This is a genomic window from Deinococcus peraridilitoris DSM 19664 (assembly GCF_000317835.1).
Taxonomy (GTDB): domain Bacteria; phylum Deinococcota; class Deinococci; order Deinococcales; family Deinococcaceae; genus Deinococcus_A; species Deinococcus_A peraridilitoris.
Window position 1 is genome coordinate 1,483,833 of the sequence record NC_019793.1, and the last position, 20,143, is coordinate 1,503,975.

Here is a 20,143-nt window from a genome sequence, read left to right on the forward strand (position 1 = left end):
GAGATGCGCGGATGTTTTTTGCTCAGCGACGCCCCAGTGGCGCCGCTGCCTTCACGCCTCGCGGGGCGCTTTGGGCAGGGGTAAAAACGACGCGTGGAGCGTCACCGCTCAGCGGCTCATCGCCCGCTTCGAGCCATCGGTCCACGGCACGTTTGGAAATCACGACCCGGCCCGCAATACGCCGAACCGGGAATGGAGGGGGCGTCTGGTTGCACAGCGCGTAGGCAGCGTTCTTCCCGACGCGCAGGTAGGCAGCGAGTTCGGGCACCGTAAAGACGGTGTCGTTCTGCAGATCGCTTTGTGTGGCGGGCAGGGCGAGACGTTCAAGGTGCCGCTCGACGACGCGAGCGACTGCGGTCTGCACCTGTTCAGCGATCAGTTCGTCCAGGCTCACGCAGGCACCCGTGCCAATTCGTCATTGTTGGTTACGGAGGTCAATAAGTCAGCTGCAGCAATATTTAAGGCAGCAGCGATCTTGTCCAATTGAGCAAGTGTAGGAACTTGCTTGCCGTTCTCTAGAACACTGACCTCACCTTTTCGGCGCGGATCGCCCCAGACACGCTCAGCAAGCTCCTCCTGGTTGAGATTCGCTGCCTGACGATAGCGCCGAATATTCTGTCCAACGACGTTATTTTCGATCAGCTGAGGCATGATCGAATTATGGACCTCCGTAACCAATTTGTAAAGGCCCTCCCACATAAGCATTCTCTTATGGGAAACCATAACTTATGGTGTCTCGTAACTGGAGGTTATGGGACACGCTAACCACGCCTCCATCCACCAACCGCTTCTGATGGGGGTCCTCGCTCGCATGGCAATTAAAGAGAAACCACAGTGGCTGTCCTCTACTGAAGCAGGAGCATTTATCCAGCGCCGCCGCGAGGAGATAGGGCTAACGCAGGAGCAGATGGTCGAGCGGACCGGTATCAAGAATGTCACTTACCTCAGCAGTCTTGAGAATGGTCGCCACCATATCGGTCGCAGTGAGTACTTCGGGATCGTTGCCGAAGTACTGCGTCTGACTGAGGACGAAATGCTGATGCTCAAGCCGAATTTGATTCGTGCGCCGGGCGGCGTCAATGCTTTGAAGGGCTACAAACATCAAGGAGAGCTTGCAGATCAGCTTCTCCTCGACGACTTGCCACCCGGTCTCGAAGAAGCAATTCGGAAGTACGGCGAGGACTACCCACCGCTGCGTGACCCCAAGATCCAGCAGCAGCTCGCACTTGCCCGTTTCTACACCGGTCGTGGTCCCCAGAGTGCCAGCCAATGGCTCGCCTACTACCTCTCCATTGCCAGTTGGATCGGCACCTAAGGCCCCCGTGGACGACCTGCCAGCTTCCTACGTCGCGTATGTCGAGAAACTTCACGCCCTCCACGACTACGAACTGAACTTCCGGCTGCTCAGCGAATCCCTTGGTGTCCGGATCAAACCCGGACTGGAAAACAGCTTTGTCCCTGGTCCCACGCCCACCATCGTGCTCGAGCCTCACCTCTACGGCTGGTCCCACTCGCGCGTCGGACTGCACGAACTCGGTCACCTGTTCATCCGCTGGAGTGGCATCGAAGCGCAGCTCCTGAGCGAATGCAGCGACAAAAACTACGCCCTGCAAGCCATGGAGAATCTCGCGCACCTCACCGTGGCCGTCCTTCAGATTCCAACACCGCTCCTCGAGGAGGCCCTGCAACGTCACGGCGACTCGCCGGCCGCCATTCTCTACATGGCCAAGCGTAGTGGCGCATCCCTTGGCTCGGCCCTCCGGCGCTGGGTGTTCCAGGATGCCCGTGAGCCCCGCTTCGCTTTCTCAACCGCCGGCAGCTACATCCTCGACACAGCCGCGTTCGGCACATTGATACCGATCTACCGGGGCGCCAGGATTCCCGAGCCTGCGATCGAGTTTCCCGAAATCAGCCTGCGCACCTTCAAGCCTGGGCGCAGTGTCGGTGTTTTCGTTGGCAGGTAAATAACCCATAGCATTCTGGTTCAGATCAAAGGTGGCTCATGCCCGAAGAGACAAACAGCGAAAACCCCATACAGTCGACTGCCACAGCAATTGCAACGCTCGCTAGAGAAGTCCCCATTTACGACGATGCGATACAACCAAGCGCCAGATCGCTGGGCCGTGGGTTGGGAGGCATCCTAACGTGGATCATGCAGCCTTTTATCATGCTGGGTATCAAGGCACAGCACAACATCGATCGATTTGAAGAGGAATACGCAGAGCGGATTCGCGACACCCCCCCCGAGAAACTTGAAGCGCCAGACCCAACCATCAGTGGTCCTGCACTACAGGCTCTCAGTTACACCATTCACCAAGATGAGCTTCGCCGGATGTTTGTCAATCTCCTCGCGAGCGCCAGCAATGTTGACACTCGAAACGACACTCATCCTGCTTTCGTCGAAATTATCAGACAGCTCACCCAGGACGAAGCCAAATTGCTTCGACATCTAGCTTCGAGTTCGAAGACCGTCATGCCCGCCGTTTCAATCAGCCGTTCGGCTGAAGGTGGGGGTCAAGTCAACATCAAGGAGGTGTGGTCGCCCCTTGCACTGGATGCCAGCTGCGAGTTCCCCGACAAGGTCGAAACCTACCTCAACAACATCGCACGATTGGGGCTTATAGCAATCGATATGACTCGCCACCTGACGGCCCCTGGCGTGTACGAGAAGCTCATGGAGAGGATACGAGTCGAGGGAGAAACCATCGAATTGGTAGCTCTTGGAGAAACAAGACCTCCTGGGACGCTGGTCGCTGCCCGTGGACTCTTTTTCGTCACCGAGTTCGGCAGAGAATTCATGCGCGCATGCGTCATCTGAAAGCGGAAGCGAGGTAAATTCAGTGCGCGGCAAGGGTGAAGGCAACATCGAGGAGCTGCCAAGCGGCCGGTACCGCGCGCGCTTCGTCGTGGGTTATCACGCCAACGGTACGCCGCGGCGGATCTCCAAGTCCTTTGAAACGAAGAAGCAGGCGCAGGCCTGGCTGCGAGATCAGGCCACGGCGCACGAATCCGGGCTGCTGGTCGAACCCACCAAGATCACGGTCGATGAGTGGCTCGACCAGTATCTCGCCTCGCTCTCGATTCGCGCCAACACGGACCACGATTACACCAAGGCCCTCAAGCCGGTGCGCGAGCGGTTCGGCCACGTGCGCCTGCGTGAACTGACGCCTGTGTCGATCCAGGCGGCACTGAACAAATGGAGCAAGGAACGGACGCCGTACCAGAACCGCAAGACCATGAGCCGGCTGAAGGCCGCCCTGGGCGAAGCCACCCGGCTCGAGTTGCTCGCCCGCAATCCGGCCGCACCCGTCCGGGCACCCAAGCTGGAGCGTGGCCTGATCCTGGTGTGGACCAGCAAAGAAGCCGCGCAGCTGCTGCGCTATGCGCGTGACACCGACCACCGGCTGTACGCGTACGTGCACGTCAACCTCACGACCGGCCTGCGGCGCGAGGAAATGCTCGGCCTGCGCTGGAGCGACGTCGAACTGCGCAAAGTGCAGGAGCGCGAACTCGGCGTGATTCACGTGCGGCAGACCTGCACGTACATCACCGGCAAAGCGCACTTCGGACCACCCAAGACGCGCGCCGGCTGGCGCGACGTGGCGCTTGACGAAGGCACCGTTCAGGTCCTGCAGGCGTGGCGTGAACGCCAGGCGCTCGAGCGGCAACTGGCGGACAAGAGCGAGAGCCGCAAGTGGCAGGACCACGACCTGGTGTTCCCCTCGTCGATCGGCACGGCCGCCGCAGAGTCCCGCCTCGCTAAGGCCTTCCGGGACCTGATGGAAGCCGCGCAGGTTCCCCGGGTGCGTCTCTACGACCTGCGGCACACCTACGCCTCGATCGCCTATGAGAAGGGCGTGCCGGTGAAGCTGATCGGTGAGCGCATGGGACACACGAACATCGCCTTTACGCTGCAGACGTACGTGCACACCAATGACGAACAGCGTCGCGCGGCCGCCATAGGGGCCGACCATCTGTATGGCCTCGACCTCCTGGAGGAGACCACTCGGGAAGCGAATTCTGCTTCGTCTACCCACGATCTCCCCACGCCGGAGAAAAAAGAAAAGGACGCGTCGTAAAAAACACGTCCTGGTGCTGGTGCGCTCGACAGGAATCGAACCTGTGGCCTAGGGCTTAGGAGACTCGCTGAGACACTGTTTTTCTATTCCGGGGTGTTCCTGGGAGTGGGGTTTTTAGGGGTGTTGCCAAGGGACGGCAACATTTTTTTGTTGCGTGTTCCGGGGGTTTTTCGGGTGGCTTGCCGTCACTGTTGCCGTCATGGAGTGGATTGTTTTTCGCGCAGTTCGAGCTCCAAGTCGAGCGCTTCGGCCAGGCGGTCGAGCAGGTCGAGCGGCAGGGGACTGCGGCCGGTGAGCACGTGGTTGAGATAGGTGCGGCTGAGGCCGAGCTGCCGGAAACGCCCTCTACCAGATCGCCAGCAGCCGCTGACCAACAAAACAACGCCCCCACCCGCGACTGGTGGGGGCGTTGTTTTGGGTGACACGTCAGTCGGCTCGCGCCTCAGTGCCTCGCTTTAAGCCGTTTTGCTTACTTGTATCGGGTGCCTCCGATATCGCACGATTACGCTATGAGCAAAAAAATCACTGTCAAATTCATGATCAGCCAGCCCATCCCCGAGCGAGACAGCAAAGGCAAACCCAAGCCCGGCCCTCGGCTCGACACGGACGCCATGATTGCCAGTGTGCAGGAGCAACTCACCCCGATGATCCACAAGAAGTGGCCGGGCGTCGAGGTGGTTGTCGTCGAATCCAAGACGATCGACGTGCGCGTCGACGGACAGTGGCCTATGAAAACCAGCGAGGTGCGCGCGCACGTCAACAGCTGTATTGACCTGCTGATGGAAGACTTCGACGCCGAGCCGTTCCTCACGCTGCCCTGAGTATGAAGTTCTCGCCTTTGCTGCTGGTTCAGTACGACTGCAGTGCGCTCGAACCGGCTCAACGTGCCGAGGCTGAAGAGCAGCTGCGCGGTCTGGTCGAGCTGGTGTTCGGGCATGTCACGGTGCGTTTTGAGGAGCTGCCAGGCTACCTCACGCGGACGCAGGTGCGGATGTTGGGCCGCTGGGACGACCCGCGCATGACGGTATTCGATTCACTCGCTGCCTTGCTCAGCGAGTGGGAAGTGCTGGCCAGGAGAAGTGATCATGCTGCTTCTTGAAGCCGGGATGCTGCTGCTGCTGGTCGGGGCAGCACGAGTGGTGGTGGTAAGCTCTCGGGTTTTGAAACGCGCGCGATCGCTTGACTCGTTGCGGCAGCGAGCAAGGAACCGCTGACCGAACAGAAGTGCGGCCCCAGCAATTATTCTGGGGCCGCACTTCTGCACGTCTGTTCTTCGACTAGCGCTCGACCTTGCGCCTGAGATGCTCGGATCCGGGAGTAAGTGTTTCAGTGATTTGCGGCTTCTCTGCTGCAGCGAAGGCTTGAGGCGCCATGGCCCTCAGCCAATCGCGTTGACGTTTCGCGCCCTCAGGGTCGCGCTCAATGCGCCAATCGCGAATGACTTTCGTTGGCTCGGAAGACATGACCCAGTTTACTTCTCGTTGGGTCGGATGATGATTTCCCGATTGAACGCATCGAGTACTTCAGCTGTTTCAGCTGGTTAACTTCTCGGGAAAAGCCTGCTGCAGGGGCACATTCAGGTCGCGCATGGGATTCACGCCCTGTGTCACTGCTTGTCTCCCTTCGGAATGAGTTGAATGCTGACACCCAGAAAGTCCAAAAGGTCTTTGCCGGTTTCGGTGAGCAAGGATTTTTTGCCACTGAAGTACGGGTTTACCGCTTGCCTACTTGTCTCTTGATGAGCGGCGAAGTCAGCTTGCGTCTTCCCACTTTGGCGCATGACCTGTTTGATTTGCTCGAGCAATTCCTGTTCGATAGTCCTCACCTCCTTACAGTACAAGAGTAAACCTCACGGATTGACAAGTCAACCCCAAAGGTTTACAATACAGGCATCAAAGAAGGCGCGCCTCTCCGCAAAGATCAACGCGCCTTCTTTGAAATCCCCTCTCCCGGAGAGAACTATGGACGATCTTAGCACCCCCTACATCAAACAGCCCCGCCCCGGGGTCATCTTCGAGCGCAGCAACCAGGGCGAACAGGTCATCCTCAACAGCGACCTGACCGTCACGATCGTCAAGGACGGCGAGAGCCGCGTCACCGTCCCCAGCTTCGAGCAGTGGGACACCTGGGCCGTCGACGCATTCGACGCCATGGTGGGCATCGCGCCCCACATCAAGCTCGGTGAAGTGGGCCTGCGTATGGGTGAGAACTACGAAGTGCGCATCATGGCCGCCCGCAACTGCCGCAGCGACTACGCCGCCTGAGACGCCACGCGGGGGCTTCGGCCCCCACTCTCCCCCACCTGGAGCGCACCATGAACCTGACCGAAACGACCATCGAACACACCACCGCCAAAGTGAAGCAAGCCCGCGTGCGCCTGCACGCCGCGATCGACAACGAAGCTGACAAGCGTCTCACGCTCGAATACCACGAGGCAGAGAAGCTGCTGGAAGGCGTACCTGGCAAGAACGAGAGCGAACGCCAGGCCCGGCTGCTGGTCGACCTGCACGAAGATCACGAAGCCCTCGAAGAGGCCGAGCAGGAAACACGCGCAGCGCGGCTCGACTTCGACCTCGCCGTGGCTGACCTCGACGCGCTTAAACTGGCCCTGCGCCTGCGCGAAAGCTCCGTGAAGGAAGGAACCGCGTGAAGATCAGCAAGGAGCAGGTCGCCGCAGGTCGGGCAGTTGCGGTGGAGGTCGTGGGCGAGGCGCGCGTCGCAAAGCTCGAAAAGGCTGGCCTCGTGATCGTGCGGCGCGCTGACGTGGGCGCCCGGCAGGGGCAGGCTCAGGTGTTGGAGGGTGTGCAGCTGCGCCTTCCTGACCCTTGGGTGGAACCCTGGGAGGTCGTCGTGGTGCATGGTACTCAGGTGCTGGAAGTGCTGGTGGAACCTTCGGCGATGCCGGCCGTGCGTGAAGCGGCGATGCTCGCGCGGGTGATGGGTCACATAGTAAGCGTCGAGGTGCGGGATGACGAGGTGCTGACGCACGTTTGGACGGTGGAAGCGTGACGCGCCTGATCATCCTGCACCCGGATGGGCGACGGGAGGAACGTCCCTGGCCTAAGGAGGACGACGCGCTGCTCGCCGTGTTAAAGGATCCGTGGGCGGTTATGTCGAGTACGTCTCCCCGGCCTGGCATGCACTGACGAACTGGGACGTGTATGTGAACGAGGAGGGCCTCGATGTGCTGCCTCACAACGTGGTGGGAACGCGGCTGGCCAAGCTGGATCTGCGGATGTACGCGCCGTGGTGTGGGCCTGTGGTTCTGGCCTCACGGGTGGGGAGTTCGGCAGAAGAGCGCGAGCGGGCGCAGGAGCTTTTGTGCCGCTGACCTGCCGCACCGTCAGCCTGCTCGTCAAACTTGTACTTCTCAGCTCATTCTGCTGACAACTCTTACGTCTCTTTGGTGAAGAATAGATTACTATTCCCTTATGTCAGGCATAGTCTCCCAGCTGGCTTTCTGGTCCTCTGGTCAGCCGTCATGAAGCGCGCACCCATGATGCTGCTCATCGAGGACGATCCAAATGATGTCTTCATGGCTACGCTCGCCTTCGAAGCCACCGGCCTCGATCAGGAAGTGGCCATCACCAATGACGGAAGAGACGCGCTCGATTTCCTTTACCGCGCTGGCCGTCACGCCGAGCGACCTGTGGGCTTCCCCCAGCTGATCCTGACGGACCTGAACATGCCTCGAATGAATGGCCTGGAGCTGTTGAAAGCCATCAAGCACGACGAAACCCTGGCCCACATCCCTGTCGTGATTTTCACCACCTCAGATGCAGAGCGGGACCGTGAAGCTTGTGCCGCGCTCGGCGCCGAAGATTACCTGGTCAAGCCGGGGGACTTTCAGGATTTCGTCAGCCTGGTCGGGAACCTGACCAGCCGCTGGCTTCAGTCAGACAGCCTGGCCATGTAAGTACGGGCGACGCAAGCGTCAACGCTCCACGCTTCACTTGGGCCAGGTGAAGTGAAACGTGCTGCCGCTCCCCAACGTCGATTCCACCCACAAGCGACCGCCTGCCCGCTCCACGATTTTCTTGCAGATGGCCAGTCCCAGACCACTGCCCTCGAAGCGCAGGGTGGTGTGCAACCGCTCCATCATCCCAAAGACCCGCTCGGCGTACTGCTGATCAAAGCCAATGCCGTTATCCTCGACCACGAACTGCCAGGCCTCAGTGTCATGGGTGACCCGCACCTCGATCACCGGCGCGACGTCGTGACGCCGGAACTTCAGCGCGTTCCCGATCAGATGCCGCCACAACTGCAAAAATTCAACACTGTCCGCATGCACCATGGGTAACGGCGCGATGGTCACCGTGGCGTTGGTGGCCGCGATCAACGGGGCATACTCACCGATGACCTGCGTCACGATCAAGTTGGCGTCCGCATCCCCCCGATGCGGTTCGGCCGCCCCGAGGCGCGCGAACTCCAGCAGGTCATGGACCAGCTCGCGTTCACGTTTCAGGGCGTCCTGAATCACCTCGAGGTACTGCCGTCCCTGATCATCGAGCGCTTCGGCGTAACGGTGGTGGAACAGCGAAGCATACATCCCGATGGTCCTGAGCGGTTCCTGCAGGTCATGCGCGGCTGCCCGCGCGAAGCCTTCGAGGTCGCGGTTGTTGCTGAGACGTTCCTCGCGTGACCTCGCCAGGGACGCCGCGATGTGGTTCAAGCTGCGGGCCAGGGCGACACCTTCGACCATCCGCGGTTCAGGCACGGTCTCCCCCAGGTGACCCAAGGCCAGGCGAGCGGCCGCGTCGGTCAGGTCACTGAACATGCTTTCGAGGTCCAGCCTGGCGATCTCTTCCACGGTATGCTGCACGGCCAGGCTGAGGGACGCCACGGGTTCGGCCACCTGCTCCATCTCGTTGTCCTGGAGGGCCGTGTGAACCTTATCCCCAATGCGCTCGAGCTCCGCGACCTGCTGGGCTGAGCTGGTGTTGTCCTGTGCCTCGGCGATCAATTGTTCGAGGTTGGCGAGCTGTTCGTGGGCGGTATCGCTGATGCCTTGCAGGACTTGCGCGCTGATGTGCTCAACGGGCGTGGTGGTCACTTTGCGCAGCGCTGCCCCCACTACGCCCTCCAGGTGCGCCACAGCGGCCAGTTGTCTGCGCGCGGTGTCCATCAAAGTCTGCACTTCTGCCGTTGATCTCGTGGGATCCTGCCGCCGTAATGACTCGGCCACCTGCCGCAGGGCGACGGTGATGTCCGCCTGACCTCGTCCGATGGTGATGATGCGCTCCAGTGCCGAACTCTGTTCCGCTCCGGCGGCGCCGATGTGACGCCGCGCCTCACTTGCCCCTTCCCGATCGAAGTTCGCGCTGTCATTGTGCGAGAGCGAAGAGGGTAGAGTGTCGTCGGTCATCTGGGAAGTATAAAACCGAGCAGAGTTAAAACCGTGCGGGACGGCCATCCATCGTCGTGGAGCCGCTGAGCGAACGGGATCAGCACTTCCGGGTTTGTCCATAAACCAGGGACAACGGTGCACTTCACCCATACTTAAGCTTCACCTCGCAGGGAGCGCCGGTATTGCCGTTCGTTCATTGACCTACTGTGAGGAATGAAATCAAAATTTCGAGCGACTGAATTCAATTGGATGGCGGCGTTGAGTGCACCTGAGAAAATTCGCTTGAATGAACTGGTCAGAATGGGTTGTCGGGTGCGAGCGTCCCACCATGATGGAGATGTCATCCGCGTTTCGGTTCGGTTCCGAGAGAACCTGGTGGCCGAAAGTTCTGGGTCTCAGCTCGATCAGGTGTTCGGCGAAGCGTGCGCTCACACGCAACAAGCCATGTTCGGTATGGCTGCCACCTCACTCCGAGGCTGAATCAGGCACATCAAACCAGCAGCCAGAGCCAGGTTGGGAGGAGTGCGCGACTCCGCCTGATGGAGCGCGTCAACCAATGCCTGCCGCAGCAAGGTCTAGACCAAAAGATCCTGTCGGCAACATCGGCGCGCTGTATTCCAGTTCGGTGCGCAAGACAAACCGGCTACTCTCACCGGTTCCGATGTTTCCTGTCAGCCGCCCGCGATTGACGCTGACGTCATTTAGGGCTCAGGCAGGCACGTCCAGAATGAGGCGTGCACGCTGCATTTCATCGTTCAGCTGGTGTGCGAAGCAGGTCAAAGACCAGCTGAGGTTCGACGGGTTTCACCAGGAACGCGTCCGCGTCGAGTTGCCTGACTCGCGGCATGTCCTGGTCAGCAGTGCTGGCCGTCATCACGAAGACCGGCAGGCTCTTGAGGTGCGGATCCTCGCGGAGGTGCTGCAGGAAGGTGAAGCCGTCCATGCGCGGCATATGCAGATCGAGGAGCACCGCCGCTGGTCGTGGCTGGCTGGCATCCCGCAGGAAGGTCAGTCCGGCGTGGCCATCGTGCACGATATGCAACGTGCAGGGTTGGGCTATGTCCTGGAAAGCGAGCTCGGTGAGGAGGAGATCGTATTCGTTGTCGTCAATGACCAGCAGTTCGAGAATAGAGGCGCCTCTTTCCTGGGGTGATGGTGGTGTGGGAAAGCTGGCGTTCCGGGGTGTCCATGCTGGACGAACCTCGGGGAGCTGGTACGGAAGCTCTCCGAGGACCATCATTCGTAGGTGCCCTGCTGCTTCCGGTGCTGGCCAGGTGGTTACTGGCTGCTGAAGACTTCTCCGCCCCAGACTTGCGCGGGATCATCCCACTCTGCTTCGTGTCCCATCACGCCATCTTTGCGGGTGAAGCTGGTGAGCACGAAAAAGGCGGTGGGCATGCCTTCGAGCTTGTAATGCCCGCGCTGCGATGAGGCCTGACCCTCCAGGGTGGGCTTGCCCTGGACGAAGGTCACGACCACGGGGTCACCGGGGTGCAGATTCAGCACGCCCGTTTGCTCTACGTGGCCTTCGAAGCGGCGGTGCTCGTCGTGGGGTTCGCCGGACCAGCGGCCTTTGAGAATAAAGGTTGTCATGCGTGCCTCCTGATTTGGTGCGTCAGCGGGTGGGGCATTGGTGCACCGGCACCGCTGGTATGAAGAGGCGTCAAAAGAACTTTACTGGCTTCTTTTGTTACGTTCATCTTAAGGGTTATGAGCTTTGTCTAATGTTCGTCACTTGCCTTGTGAAGGTGTCACCAAGATTACGATCTGCTGGTAGCTGCTCCTGCTCGAAAGCCCAGCAGAAACAGCACTTTGCGGATTGTCCATAAACCAGGAATCTTGCGTATAGGCTCACAAGGCAACTGCGATACGCATGCACCCCGCTGGATTGCGCTACCATAAAAAAACCAACACACATTGGTATACGTTCTTTTGACGCGCACTGGCGCTTCAAATACCGTTCACCGGACCGGCCACTTCCTCAGGCGAGGTGGCCAGCGTCCATCCAAGGACGGAGGCAGGCATGCACATCCACAACATCCCCGATTCCCTGTTCAAGCCGCATACCATGACCGCCGCGTTCAACCGAAAGCAGGATGTCATCGCCTTGCGCGATACCCTCAGCGGCCTCGGCTTGAACGGCCGCCACATGCACGTCCTTCACGGCGCTTCGGGCCTGCTCACACTGAATGGCAGACGTGATGTCCGCAAGCAGACGCTGCTGGCTCGTCTGCTGAACTTCCTGCTGAGCCGAGTACAGCCGTCCGCTGACCTGCAAGGAATTGAGACTCTGCAGCAGGGAGGCTGGGTCGTACTGATCGACCTTCCGCAGGACCCCAGCGACCGGAGGCTGATTCAGGCAGCGTTCCACAGAGCGGGTGCGGTGGGCGTCACTGATCCTGATCGTCCGCTTCCCGAGGCACCACAGCCAAACATTCTTGGTGGGAGCGTTTCACCGGCCTGACCATCAGGGAGAAATGACTGCAGTGGTATCTCAACAGCAAGGGATACGCTGCTGTCAATGGGCTCCCAATGATCTCAAGACGCGGAGACAACGCAAAAAACGCCCCGCTCACCGGTACAACGCCAGGAGCGGGGCGACTCAGGTCTGGGTTGTGGAATGGTCATGTCGGGCGGCACGAGCGTCTTGACGAACACCACCCCACCACGGGTGTAGGCGGCGTCGACCACGACGTTCTTCCCATTAGAGGCGGTCCAGTAAAGGCCATTCAAACCTTCTGCCAACCTTGACCCCATCCATTCAGCTGGACGACCGCAGCGTCCATGGTTACCCACGACAAGCACGATGCGGGCTCCATAACAATGCCGTCATCAACGAAGTCTCCTGCCCACTCGGGAACCCAGCACAGCACCAATCGACCTGTGCTGCCTTCGGGATCGGGCGGTAAGGTCAGAAGCCACGTATCCCAGGGCGGCACATTATTGACGTCCAGGTACCCGTTGCTTGCCACCCACGCAGCACCATCAAACAGTGACGCCGCCGGGTCGCTCTTCTGCTGGGCCAGGTGACCCCCAGAACCGGAAATAGACAACGCCGTTCAGGACAACCAAAACCTAAAGGTGTCCTGTACCGAAGGCGCGATCTTTCCCGGCGTTCTTCGCTGATCCGTATGACATAAAGGGCAATGCAACAACTCCGGAAGACTGCCTGAAGGGCGAGCCGACCGTACGAAAAAAGTGACAGGCAGACTGAGGCATCAGGAGAAATCCCACATTCCTGGTTACAAAGGACCCTGCCCATGCCGAAAACCATCCTCGTGATCGAGGACGACCCCGATATCCGCAACGTCGTCACCTATACCCTGCAGGACGCCGGGTACCATACCCTCACGGCAGACAACGGCATGAGCGGCCTGATCACCGCACGTGAACAGCACCCCGATCTGGTCCTGCTCGACCTGGGCCTGCCGGACTTCGATGGCAGCGAAGTCGCCCGCCGGCTGCGCAGCAACCATGACAACGTCCCCGTCATCGTGCTGTCCGCCATGGACAGCATCGACCGCAAACTCAACTTGCTCGACGATGGCGCCAACGATTACCTCACCAAACCCTTCCTTCCAGAGGAACTGCTGGCCCGCATCAAAGTACAGTTGCGTCACCGGCAGGCTCCACCCTTGCAGCGCATCGGCCCACTGGCCATCTCGGTGGATCAGCGTCAGGCCAGCTGGAACGGCGTGGAAATTTTGCTTTCACCTAAAGAGTTCGAGCTGCTGGTGGCGCTGGCTCGCCAGCCAGGACGGGTGTACTCACGTGAGGAACTCGAACGGGATGTCTGGAGCAACTCACTGCAAACGGGGAGCAACACGGTGGATGTGCACTGCGCGAACTTGCGGGGGAAGTTCCGCGCGGTAGGCGCGAATCGTGTGGTGCGCACGGTGCGTGGCCTCGGGTACGCCCTGTACATCGACAGTTGAGCTGAAGCCTGGCGAACACCAGGAGTAGACAAAAAGATCCTGGCGGGCATTTTATGGTCAGCGCACTGCCTTTTGGATTGACCTTGGATCTGGTCCCGCCGAGGACCAGTAAAGCAGCTGGCCAGCTGCCACTGGACCTCAGGACGTGATCACCTCAGCGTCACGCCGTGCGCGCTCCACCGGAGTTGCCCGGATCGTGCCTTCAGGGCCTCGATCCGCTGTCGCTGGTCGTCATCAAGTCACACTTTTCAGGGGAACGACCTGCTCGGGGCCAAGGGTAGACTGATGCACTCACGCCCAATGCGCACCTCAACTCTGGCATTGCGTCTTGCACGCTGTAGAAAGCTGTGACAGCACTGATGAAGATAAGTTCACCCATTCAAGGTTACGACCCCAAAATTACGGACGACGGGTTCATCCGGATCACATGACGCGCACCCACGTATCCGAAACGCTGTGGTGGTGGAAGAGGTCTTCGCCACCCACCGTGCTGCCCGGCGTGCTGTCGCCGAAGCGCAGGTGCTCGTGATGCAAGCAGAGCGTGATGACCTGATGCCGCAGGTGCAAGAACTCCGCTTGCTGTTCATTACAGCGCCATGGCGGGCTGACTACCTTCGCGCCGTGCGCAGGATCGCGCTGGAATTCACCGCCCGTTTGAAGAACTGACCAGTCCATCACCCCATCACACCAAGCGCACCATGATGCCGGTAAAGCAACCCTTACGAAAGGCGTTGATCCACTTCAACCTCAAGCGGTTCACTGAGGAAATGACGCCAACAGAACCGCCACTCGAACCGTGGGCTGAAGCGCTCAGTGAAGCCCAACGGGAGCAGTTGCAGTGGTTGCGCTTGCAGAAGTGCATCGTCACCACCACGGAAGCCGCCGAGGAACCCCTCGCAGGCTTGCCCGCTGGACTGCTGATCGAAGTGCACGTGGATCATCACATCGTCATCAAGGAACGCGGATCGAACGTTCCTGAGCTTTTCCGGCAGGTGTACGAAGCTGCGAAGCTCTTCTTGTCCTTTCCCGACCCGCAATAATCTTCCGTATCCCATCGAATAGGGGCTCACCAGTGACGCGATCGTACTTATAACCGCTGTCGGGGGTCAGGGATCCCTGAACGACACTGGCCAATATTTCAAGCACCCAGGGGCGGCCGCTGCACTCAATGCAGACGAGGCCCCACGCACTACCCGGCCAGGTCTTCGAACGAAGTGCGTGAGTCACGCGGCTGTCCACTCCTCGGTATCATGCACGGTCACGACGTACCAGAATGACGCTTCGTCCCGCTTCAGGCTGACGGTCACGCGCTCGCCTGGCTGAAGGGGCGTGTCGGTTCTGCTCATACCGAAATTCTACCCTTCGGTTTACCATGAGTCATGATTCAAGTGGGCGTGGTGACCTGACGTGTGCGGACGCGTGAACGGGAACTTCCACCCCACAAACTTCCGGAGCATGTTCGGTCTGCTGCTCCCTCCGCAGTGGCCAGGCGCGTACGCAGTCGCACCCACCATGCCTTACCCGATTGTCAGGCTGCCTCCTGGTGAGCGTGTGCAGGTGACTCTGGCCCGCTGGGGCCTGGTACCGGCGATGTACCACGGGGTACTGCGCCAGTTCAAACCCAGCACCTTCAACGCCCGCAGCGAGGACGTGAAGCAACGTCCGTCCTTCGCCCTGGCATACCGGGAAGCACGCCGTTGCCTGGTGATGGTTCAGAGCTTCTACGAGTGGAGCGGCAAGCAGGGCCAGCGCCAGCCGTATGAGATTGGGCGCGCTGATGGCCGCCCGCTGGTTCTCGGAGGGCTGTGGGAAACCTGGCTGAGCGAGTTCGGCCTGATGGAGACCTTCACCCTGCTGACCTGTTCGGCCAATGACCTGATCGCACCACTGCACGACCGGCAACCTGTGATTCTCGAGCGTTCGGACTGGCGGGCCTGGCTCGATCCCCGCACACCGGAGGAGAAGATCACAGCCCTGCTGCGGCCTTGTTCCGCCGACGTTCTGTCCATCTCCCCTGTCAACAGTCAGGACACCCGACCGATGCACAAACGCTCGATAGAGCAGGTGGCCTGATGGGCGGCAAGCACGGCATGAACGGCAAAAGCCTGTTCGAGCTGATGGGCGGTCCAGAGCGCGAGCGGGAGAATGCAGAGCTGCTGAGGATTTGGGGAGATGCCCTCGCCAAAGGTGGCGATACGCCACGCCTAGTGTTCCGCATGATCGGCCAGGAACTGAGGGCGCGGAACCTCATCCGGCCGGTGGATATTGACCCCAGCTGGAATTACTCCCCGCACCGGTGGTCCAGAACTTAAGCTGAGGAGGACCTATGAAGCGCCTTCTTACCCTCGCCTGCAGCTTGTGCCTCTCCGCCACCGCTCAGCCTGTTGCGCCACCACCCACAGCACATACGCCTTCTACGCTGGTGTACGGCCTGGCAGTCAAGCGCAACTGGACCGAGCAGAGCACGCCGTTCTGCACTTCACGCGCTGCTTCCAACATCAGCGTGTCCTACCCGAAAGCACCAAAGGCTGCGTACCGGCACGTTCGCACGTTCGGCTTCACGTCACGCAACAGTCCGACGACCGAACGAACTATGCTTGATTACACTCCAGCTGGTTTTCAGGTTCCTTACCCGTGGCAGGTGGGGCAGTGGATGAGCCGGCAGTATGCCGCCGAAGCAACGCCCGGGTACGCTTACCTGCTTGAAGTTCAGGAACGAGCAGATGTGGGTTCTGGAGGAGCCAACATCTGCATGACCGTGTTCAGCCAACGCAAGTGGACAGCAAAACGAAAACGCCCCGCTCACCGGCACAAAGCCACAAGCGGGGCTGAATGTTGTTACTGGCGCTTTGGGATGAAGGAGAGGGCGAGGAAGATTACCCCGCTGAGCGCGACGATGGCCAGAATGACTTCAAGCACATCGACAGCGTACGCCCAGCGCTACTCATACTTCCTTTACCTTATCTAAAGGCTGTTGTACAAGCTTCTCTTTCCGCCTTGGGACGACACCCCAGGCGAGCCTGAGCGAGATAACGACGAGGGAGGCGGCGAGAATGATTGCGGCATCGATAGCTTCGAGCACGGTCAAACGATACAAGATGAATCACAAATAAACGTCAAATATCACTGTACCCACCTGATCTTCGTCCCAGGCGGGTACCGAACTGCAGGTCAGAAGGTGACGGTGCCCGCCGCGACCATCGCCACATTACTTTGGGCAGGCGTCAGCCCGGTGGCATTGTTCAGGTCGACGTTGTACGAACGGACGTAGGTGTTGTATGTCCCACTGGGCATCTGCTGGCTTGTGAATTCGCGGCTGGCAGGCAAGCTCGACACCGGAAGCAGGCTCAATGTTGTGGTGGTACTGGTTCCGGTATGAAAGACCAGGGCTTGCACGTAGGTGACGCCCGTGCCGGCAGTCCCAGTGAGGGTGTAGCCGCTCGCCGTCAAGTTTACTACCGGATTTTGCATTGCAGGAAGAAGCATATCGGCGTCGATCGAGAATTTGCTGGTGAACGTCTTACCATTCACCACCGTGCTCGCCGTGTATTCGCCATCGACTGGCGTGACCGCGGAGTAGTAGGCGCCCCCAAAGCGTACTTCCGTCACGTTCGTCTTCAGAGGGAGGGTTTGCGTCCCGGTGAAGGCCTGACCACCATTGAACGCTGCGGGTCCTTGGATGGTGACCGGGGCAGCAGCGTCAGGGCCCGTCTGATCGGCTTCACGGAAGCGGATCAGGAAGTGGGTACCGACGAGCTTGCTGATGGTGTTGTTGTACGTTCCACCGGTCACCTCCAGGCCGTAGGTGGTGACGTTGGCTGACACGCTTTTTCCGTCGACGGTAGCAGTGATTTGCACTGGGCTAGCACTGAGCTTCTTGGCGGTGAGGGCGCCGTCGGCTGCCACGGCCACAATGGTGGGGTCGCTGGACGTCCAGGTGATGGTTTTTCCGTTGAGCGTGTTACCGTTGGCGTCTTTGGCGGCGGCGGTGGCTTTGGTGGGGGCGTTGATCTCGAGTTGTGAGGCGCTGTTGATGCTGACGCTGCTGGTCGTGGGGGCGGTGGGGGCGCCGCCTCCACACGCGGCCAGGGCTGGGACGAGCAGCAGGGTCAGTGCAAATTGCTTTTTCATTTATTCCCCTTTCAATAAGGCTCGCTCAGCGTAGCCTCATCGTTCCCGTATTCACATTTATCTGTTCAAAATCATCACTTAAGGAGCTGTTTAACTGCAATATAAAAAAGATCCCACCTTTCCAGCACTTTGATGCTCAACTACTGACGCAGCTGCTCCACTGCGGCTTGGTGTTGCGCGAGATCGTCCAAGAGTTGAAGACACGACACCTCATCTGACCGGTCAATATCGATCCCGGCTGGGAATAAGATCTTTCTTCTTAACATTTACTCATTTAGCGTTAGAGTGATGTATGGAATTCCTGCTCGTCATCGCCGTGCTGGCCATTGTCATCATCTTCGTTCTCACACGCCGTCAAGGCGCCATCGGTAGGAACGAACGACCATCGAGCAAGACCCTGCCCGACCACCTGCCCGTCAAAGCAAAGACCTACTTCTTCTCGCGCAGTGAAAATGCCTTCTACACATCGCTCACTGCCATGCTGGAAGGTACGCCATACCGCGTCTTCCCAAACGTCCGGCTGAATGACCTCTTCCAGATCACTGCTGACAGTTCGCAGCGATCAAGCGTCTACAACCGGCTGCGTGACAAGCACGTCGATTTCCTTGTCGTCAGTGCCCGTGACTACAAGCCGCTCTTCGCCATCGAACTGGACGGCGCATCGCACGAGCGCGCCACACAACAGCAGCGCGACGTTGTGAAGGACCTGGTCTTCAAGAGTGGCGGTTTGGCTCTCGTTCGCTTAGATGCCCGGCAGCCGCATACAGCAGCAAGCCTGCGAGAGGTCCTCGGCAAGTATCTGAAGTAACCCAAGAAAGACGATTTCGAAGCCGATCGACAAACGGAATGACCAAAGTCCCTGGGTTGCATGGCGTTCTACGTGACGGGCAGCGTGCTGGCCGCCCTCGTGTTCTTTGTCGGATTGCTGCTGATCGCGTACGCACACGCTTCGAGCCTTCCGGCTCCGGAGGCTGGGTCGAGGAGTAACTGTCCGCCTCAGGGCAGCCTAAAGGAACCTACGCAAAACCCCTGACGATACCCAAGCGAAAAAAGCCCCTGCCGATTCCCGGCAGGGGCTTTCGTTACCGCTTCAGGTAAATCAGGATTGGCCTGACTCCAGAGGCCGGTCGGTAAAACGACGCGCTCGCGGTATCCACCCGGCCATTGGTGAAGGCCAGCGTGAAGTAGGATCTGGCCGCGACGTTCGGAATGGTGCAGCGCCACCAGCCCGGCACCGGCAACGGTTGCCCGTTCGATTCCTCTGTGACGGCCGTGCACAGCTTCGCGGCTCCGGCGTCCGGGGTGAGTCCCGCGCTTCCCACCACCAGCACACCCGGTCCATCCTGCGGATCGGTCGGATCACCCGTGACCGGCGCGTCCGACGGGTTCGTGAGGGTCACCGCGTCCACCGCCGCGCAGAAGCCCTCAGCGGTCGGACATTTCAGCGCGGGCAGCAGTTGCGCGCTTTCCTCCTGCACCCGTTCGAGCCCCCGCGACAGCGCCTGCCGGGGCGCACACGACACGAGCGGTATTACCAGCAACGTCAACATCCACAGCCGCTTCATAGTCCACGCTCCCGCAAGGCACGCTCCAGGCGGACCTGCAGATCCAGGCGGGTGTCGGCGTTGAGGTACGCGCTGCCCTCGAAGAGGTCGTCGAGGACCTGGCCGGCCGCTTCGGTCGCGCCGTCCGGTACGCGGTCCGCCTGGCCGAAGCGTTGCAGCAGCAGGTCCAGCACCATCTTCAGGAGTTGCGCTCTCATATCCTCCCTCGTCCTGTTTTCGGCGTGGGCGTGTCCACTGACCGGATGGGTTCCGCAGCCTCCACCCCGCTTTTGGTGGACTGCTGCAGCTTTACGTAATCACCGAGTCCCTTCAGGACCGCCGTGACGAACGCGATGCCAGCCGCCGTCCAGCCTTCGACGCCTTGCCCAAACGCGCCGGTGGCAAGGCCGAAAATGGCGGTGATGAGCGTGACGAGGAGGATGTACACGACGCGGGTCACGGTGCCATGCGTAGCGCCGTACCGCTTCACGAGCGCCGTGATGGGTGACGCGATCTCCTTGACGAGCCAACCCACCGCAGCGGAAATCAGCGCCCAGAGCTCCGGGGGAATGCTGTACTTCCCAACGACCACCATGCCGTCCTGCGCGAGTACGAACGGCACGAACAGCATCAGCAGCAACGCGAAACCGAACGTCAGCAGGAAATGCAGGCGCAGTGCACTGAAGCACCGCAGGGCCATCACAAAACTGTTCATGGTGTTGCCTCCAAACAAGGCGGGTCGCCCTGACGAGCGACCCTGGTCGAATTGCCTCTGCGCCACCCAGCGCACCTGGCCCATGAAAAATCACGCGGTGACCTCACCGCGTGAAGAGCAGACTGCAAGGGTGTCGAACTCTCTCTCTTCGTCCTGGATCGACCAACTCACCCCCACCCAACGCCAGCAGCTGCAGTGGCTCACCGCGCATCAATGCGAAGTGCAAGCCGTGTGCGTCAAACCAAACCACACCCGGCTGGAAGTCATCGTGAAGCCTCACATCCTACTCGTCGAAAGCGCACCGAACGTCCGAGAAGCGTTCGAGGTCGTGCACCGGTTGGCCCGGTACTTGATCACGAAGTCGCTGCACCTGCCGTAGTGTCCACCCTGGT

Annotated in this window: 32 protein-coding genes; 20 read left to right on the top strand and 12 right to left on the bottom strand. The window is 59.9% G+C overall.

Annotation, left to right across the window (positions count from 1 at the left end):
- Positions 1 to 22: 22 nt before the first annotated feature.
- The gene (locus DEIPE_RS07235) at positions 23 to 394 is read right to left on the bottom strand and encodes a helix-turn-helix domain-containing protein (RefSeq protein WP_015235329.1); all 372 of its coding nucleotides are present in this window, start codon (positions 392 to 394) and stop codon (positions 23 to 25) included.
- Positions 391 to 651 carry a helix-turn-helix transcriptional regulator gene (locus tag DEIPE_RS07240; RefSeq protein WP_157448794.1) on the bottom strand — a complete coding sequence of 87 codons (261 nt, stop codon included), beginning with the start codon at positions 649 to 651 and terminating at the stop codon, positions 391 to 393. The genes DEIPE_RS07235 and DEIPE_RS07240 overlap by 4 nt, the downstream gene beginning before the upstream one ends.
- A 160-nt stretch (positions 652 to 811) precedes the next feature.
- On the opposite strand from DEIPE_RS07240, the gene DEIPE_RS07245 reads away from it, so the two are divergent.
- The 4 genes from DEIPE_RS07245 to DEIPE_RS07260 are packed head-to-tail and all read left to right on the top strand — an operon-like array spanning position 812 to position 4,079.
- On the top strand, positions 812 to 1,315 hold the full coding sequence (locus DEIPE_RS07245) for a helix-turn-helix domain-containing protein (protein ID WP_157448795.1): 504 nt from the start codon (positions 812 to 814) through the stop codon (positions 1,313 to 1,315).
- 7 nt (positions 1,316 to 1,322) lie between these two features.
- Entirely contained in the window at positions 1,323 to 1,964 is a 642-nt protein-coding gene (locus DEIPE_RS07250) for an ImmA/IrrE family metallo-endopeptidase (protein WP_015235332.1), read from the top strand.
- A gap of 38 nt (positions 1,965 to 2,002) precedes the next feature.
- Entirely contained in the window at positions 2,003 to 2,818 is an 816-nt protein-coding gene (locus DEIPE_RS07255; protein ID WP_015235333.1) for a DUF4393 domain-containing protein, read from the top strand.
- Positions 2,819 to 2,840: 22 nt separating this feature from the next.
- A complete protein-coding gene (locus DEIPE_RS07260) occupies positions 2,841 to 4,079 on the top strand; it encodes a site-specific integrase (RefSeq protein WP_015235334.1) in 1,239 nt (412 codons plus the stop codon).
- A 197-nt stretch (positions 4,080 to 4,276) separates the two neighbouring features.
- On the opposite strand, the gene DEIPE_RS24590 is transcribed toward DEIPE_RS07260, so the two are convergent.
- Positions 4,277 to 4,504 carry a helix-turn-helix domain-containing protein gene (locus tag DEIPE_RS24590; RefSeq protein WP_015235335.1) on the bottom strand — a complete coding sequence of 76 codons (228 nt, stop codon included), beginning with the start codon at positions 4,502 to 4,504 and terminating at the stop codon, positions 4,277 to 4,279.
- 84 nt (positions 4,505 to 4,588) lie between these two features.
- Here DEIPE_RS24590 and DEIPE_RS07270 point away from each other — a divergent pair, with 84 nt between their 5' ends.
- Both DEIPE_RS07270 and DEIPE_RS07275 read left to right on the top strand, forming a co-directional pair.
- Positions 4,589 to 4,900 carry a hypothetical protein gene (locus DEIPE_RS07270; RefSeq protein ID WP_015235336.1) on the top strand — a complete coding sequence of 104 codons (312 nt, stop codon included), beginning with the start codon at positions 4,589 to 4,591 and terminating at the stop codon, positions 4,898 to 4,900.
- Between the two features lie 2 nt (positions 4,901 to 4,902).
- Positions 4,903 to 5,178: a hypothetical protein gene (locus DEIPE_RS07275; protein ID WP_015235337.1), complete on the top strand. Its 276-nt coding sequence runs from the start codon at positions 4,903 to 4,905 to the stop codon at positions 5,176 to 5,178.
- Between the two features lie 507 nt (positions 5,179 to 5,685).
- On the opposite strand, the gene DEIPE_RS07280 is transcribed toward DEIPE_RS07275, so the two are convergent.
- The gene (locus DEIPE_RS07280) at positions 5,686 to 5,904 is read right to left on the bottom strand and encodes a helix-turn-helix domain-containing protein (protein ID WP_245557599.1); all 219 of its coding nucleotides are present in this window, start codon (positions 5,902 to 5,904) and stop codon (positions 5,686 to 5,688) included.
- Between the two features lie 136 nt (positions 5,905 to 6,040).
- Here DEIPE_RS07280 and DEIPE_RS07285 point away from each other — a divergent pair, with 136 nt between their 5' ends.
- From DEIPE_RS07285 to DEIPE_RS07305, 5 genes are all read left to right on the top strand, one after another.
- Positions 6,041 to 6,343: a hypothetical protein gene (locus DEIPE_RS07285; RefSeq protein WP_015235339.1), complete on the top strand. Its 303-nt coding sequence runs from the start codon at positions 6,041 to 6,043 to the stop codon at positions 6,341 to 6,343.
- Positions 6,344 to 6,393: 50 nt separating this feature from the next.
- Positions 6,394 to 6,729, top strand: coding sequence for a hypothetical protein (locus DEIPE_RS07290; RefSeq protein WP_015235340.1), 336 nt, complete (start codon positions 6,394 to 6,396; stop codon positions 6,727 to 6,729).
- The gene (locus tag DEIPE_RS07295; protein ID WP_015235341.1) at positions 6,726 to 7,088 is read left to right on the top strand and encodes a hypothetical protein; all 363 of its coding nucleotides are present in this window, start codon (positions 6,726 to 6,728) and stop codon (positions 7,086 to 7,088) included. The genes DEIPE_RS07290 and DEIPE_RS07295 overlap by 4 nt, the downstream gene beginning before the upstream one ends.
- A 91-nt stretch (positions 7,089 to 7,179) precedes the next feature.
- A complete protein-coding gene (locus DEIPE_RS07300; RefSeq protein WP_015235342.1) occupies positions 7,180 to 7,410 on the top strand; it encodes a hypothetical protein in 231 nt (76 codons plus the stop codon).
- Between the two features lie 150 nt (positions 7,411 to 7,560).
- Positions 7,561 to 7,995 carry a response regulator gene (locus DEIPE_RS07305; protein ID WP_015235343.1) on the top strand — a complete coding sequence of 145 codons (435 nt, stop codon included), beginning with the start codon at positions 7,561 to 7,563 and terminating at the stop codon, positions 7,993 to 7,995.
- 33 nt (positions 7,996 to 8,028) lie between these two features.
- Here the strand turns inward: DEIPE_RS07305 and DEIPE_RS22070 are convergent, their stop codons facing one another.
- The 3 genes from DEIPE_RS22070 to DEIPE_RS07320 form a co-directional block, all read right to left on the bottom strand.
- Entirely contained in the window at positions 8,029 to 9,444 is a 1,416-nt protein-coding gene (locus DEIPE_RS22070; protein ID WP_015235344.1) for a sensor histidine kinase, read from the bottom strand.
- Between the two features lie 730 nt (positions 9,445 to 10,174).
- Positions 10,175 to 10,666 (bottom strand): response regulator, encoded by a 492-nt coding sequence (locus DEIPE_RS25470; RefSeq protein WP_015235345.1) that lies wholly within the window; start codon positions 10,664 to 10,666, stop codon positions 10,175 to 10,177.
- Positions 10,667 to 10,704: 38 nt separating this feature from the next.
- Positions 10,705 to 11,019, bottom strand: a complete 315-nt coding sequence (locus tag DEIPE_RS07320) for a hypothetical protein (RefSeq protein WP_015235346.1) — start codon at positions 11,017 to 11,019, stop codon at positions 10,705 to 10,707.
- Between the two features lie 430 nt (positions 11,020 to 11,449).
- Here DEIPE_RS07320 and DEIPE_RS07325 point away from each other — a divergent pair, with 430 nt between their 5' ends.
- The 4 genes from DEIPE_RS07325 (at position 11,450) to DEIPE_RS07340 (ending at position 14,401) form a co-directional block, all read left to right on the top strand.
- Entirely contained in the window at positions 11,450 to 11,890 is a 441-nt protein-coding gene (locus DEIPE_RS07325; protein ID WP_015235347.1) for a hypothetical protein, read from the top strand.
- A 796-nt stretch (positions 11,891 to 12,686) separates the two neighbouring features.
- Positions 12,687 to 13,361 (top strand): response regulator transcription factor, encoded by a 675-nt coding sequence (locus DEIPE_RS07330; protein ID WP_015235349.1) that lies wholly within the window; start codon positions 12,687 to 12,689, stop codon positions 13,359 to 13,361.
- A gap of 456 nt (positions 13,362 to 13,817) precedes the next feature.
- Positions 13,818 to 14,027: a hypothetical protein gene (locus tag DEIPE_RS07335; RefSeq protein WP_015235350.1), complete on the top strand. Its 210-nt coding sequence runs from the start codon at positions 13,818 to 13,820 to the stop codon at positions 14,025 to 14,027.
- Between the two features lie 101 nt (positions 14,028 to 14,128).
- Positions 14,129 to 14,401, top strand: coding sequence for a hypothetical protein (locus DEIPE_RS07340; protein ID WP_245557601.1), 273 nt, complete (start codon positions 14,129 to 14,131; stop codon positions 14,399 to 14,401).
- 183 nt (positions 14,402 to 14,584) lie between these two features.
- Here the strand turns inward: DEIPE_RS07340 and DEIPE_RS25255 are convergent, their stop codons facing one another.
- The gene (locus tag DEIPE_RS25255) at positions 14,585 to 14,707 is read right to left on the bottom strand and encodes a hypothetical protein (protein WP_015235352.1); all 123 of its coding nucleotides are present in this window, start codon (positions 14,705 to 14,707) and stop codon (positions 14,585 to 14,587) included.
- 109 nt (positions 14,708 to 14,816) lie between these two features.
- On the opposite strand from DEIPE_RS25255, the gene DEIPE_RS07345 reads away from it, so the two are divergent.
- The 3 genes from DEIPE_RS07345 to DEIPE_RS23845 are packed head-to-tail and all read left to right on the top strand — an operon-like array spanning position 14,817 to position 16,329.
- Positions 14,817 to 15,434, top strand: a complete 618-nt coding sequence (locus tag DEIPE_RS07345; protein WP_052326654.1) for an SOS response-associated peptidase — start codon at positions 14,817 to 14,819, stop codon at positions 15,432 to 15,434.
- Complete coding sequence (locus DEIPE_RS07350; RefSeq protein WP_015235354.1) at positions 15,434 to 15,673, top strand: hypothetical protein; 240 nt, start codon at positions 15,434 to 15,436, stop codon at positions 15,671 to 15,673. Before DEIPE_RS07345 ends, DEIPE_RS07350 begins: the two co-directional genes overlap by 1 nt.
- Positions 15,674 to 15,687: 14 nt before the next feature.
- The gene (locus DEIPE_RS23845; RefSeq protein ID WP_015235355.1) at positions 15,688 to 16,329 is read left to right on the top strand and encodes a hypothetical protein; all 642 of its coding nucleotides are present in this window, start codon (positions 15,688 to 15,690) and stop codon (positions 16,327 to 16,329) included.
- A gap of 203 nt (positions 16,330 to 16,532) precedes the next feature.
- Here the strand turns inward: DEIPE_RS23845 and DEIPE_RS07355 are convergent, their stop codons facing one another.
- A complete protein-coding gene (locus DEIPE_RS07355) occupies positions 16,533 to 17,492 on the bottom strand; it encodes a hypothetical protein (RefSeq protein ID WP_015235356.1) in 960 nt (319 codons plus the stop codon).
- A 292-nt stretch (positions 17,493 to 17,784) separates the two neighbouring features.
- Here DEIPE_RS07355 and DEIPE_RS07360 point away from each other — a divergent pair, with 292 nt between their 5' ends.
- Entirely contained in the window at positions 17,785 to 18,300 is a 516-nt protein-coding gene (locus tag DEIPE_RS07360; protein WP_015235357.1) for a DUF2726 domain-containing protein, read from the top strand.
- Between the two features lie 274 nt (positions 18,301 to 18,574).
- Here DEIPE_RS07360 and DEIPE_RS07365 read toward each other — a convergent pair whose 3' ends face one another.
- Genes DEIPE_RS07365 through DEIPE_RS07375 form a run of 3 tightly spaced genes read right to left on the bottom strand, consistent with a single transcriptional unit; the run spans position 18,575 to position 19,751 of the window.
- A complete protein-coding gene (locus tag DEIPE_RS07365; protein WP_015235359.1) occupies positions 18,575 to 19,057 on the bottom strand; it encodes a hypothetical protein in 483 nt (160 codons plus the stop codon).
- A complete protein-coding gene (locus DEIPE_RS07370) occupies positions 19,054 to 19,254 on the bottom strand; it encodes a hypothetical protein (RefSeq protein ID WP_015235360.1) in 201 nt (66 codons plus the stop codon). Before DEIPE_RS07370 ends, DEIPE_RS07365 begins: the two co-directional genes overlap by 4 nt.
- Positions 19,251 to 19,751, bottom strand: a complete 501-nt coding sequence (locus tag DEIPE_RS07375; RefSeq protein WP_015235361.1) for a hypothetical protein — start codon at positions 19,749 to 19,751, stop codon at positions 19,251 to 19,253. The genes DEIPE_RS07370 and DEIPE_RS07375 overlap by 4 nt, the downstream gene beginning before the upstream one ends.
- 130 nt (positions 19,752 to 19,881) lie before the next feature.
- Between DEIPE_RS07375 and DEIPE_RS07380 the strand changes: the two genes are divergently transcribed.
- Positions 19,882 to 20,130 (top strand): hypothetical protein, encoded by a 249-nt coding sequence (locus DEIPE_RS07380; protein WP_157448797.1) that lies wholly within the window; start codon positions 19,882 to 19,884, stop codon positions 20,128 to 20,130.
- The last annotated feature ends 13 nt before the right edge of the window (positions 20,131 to 20,143 follow it).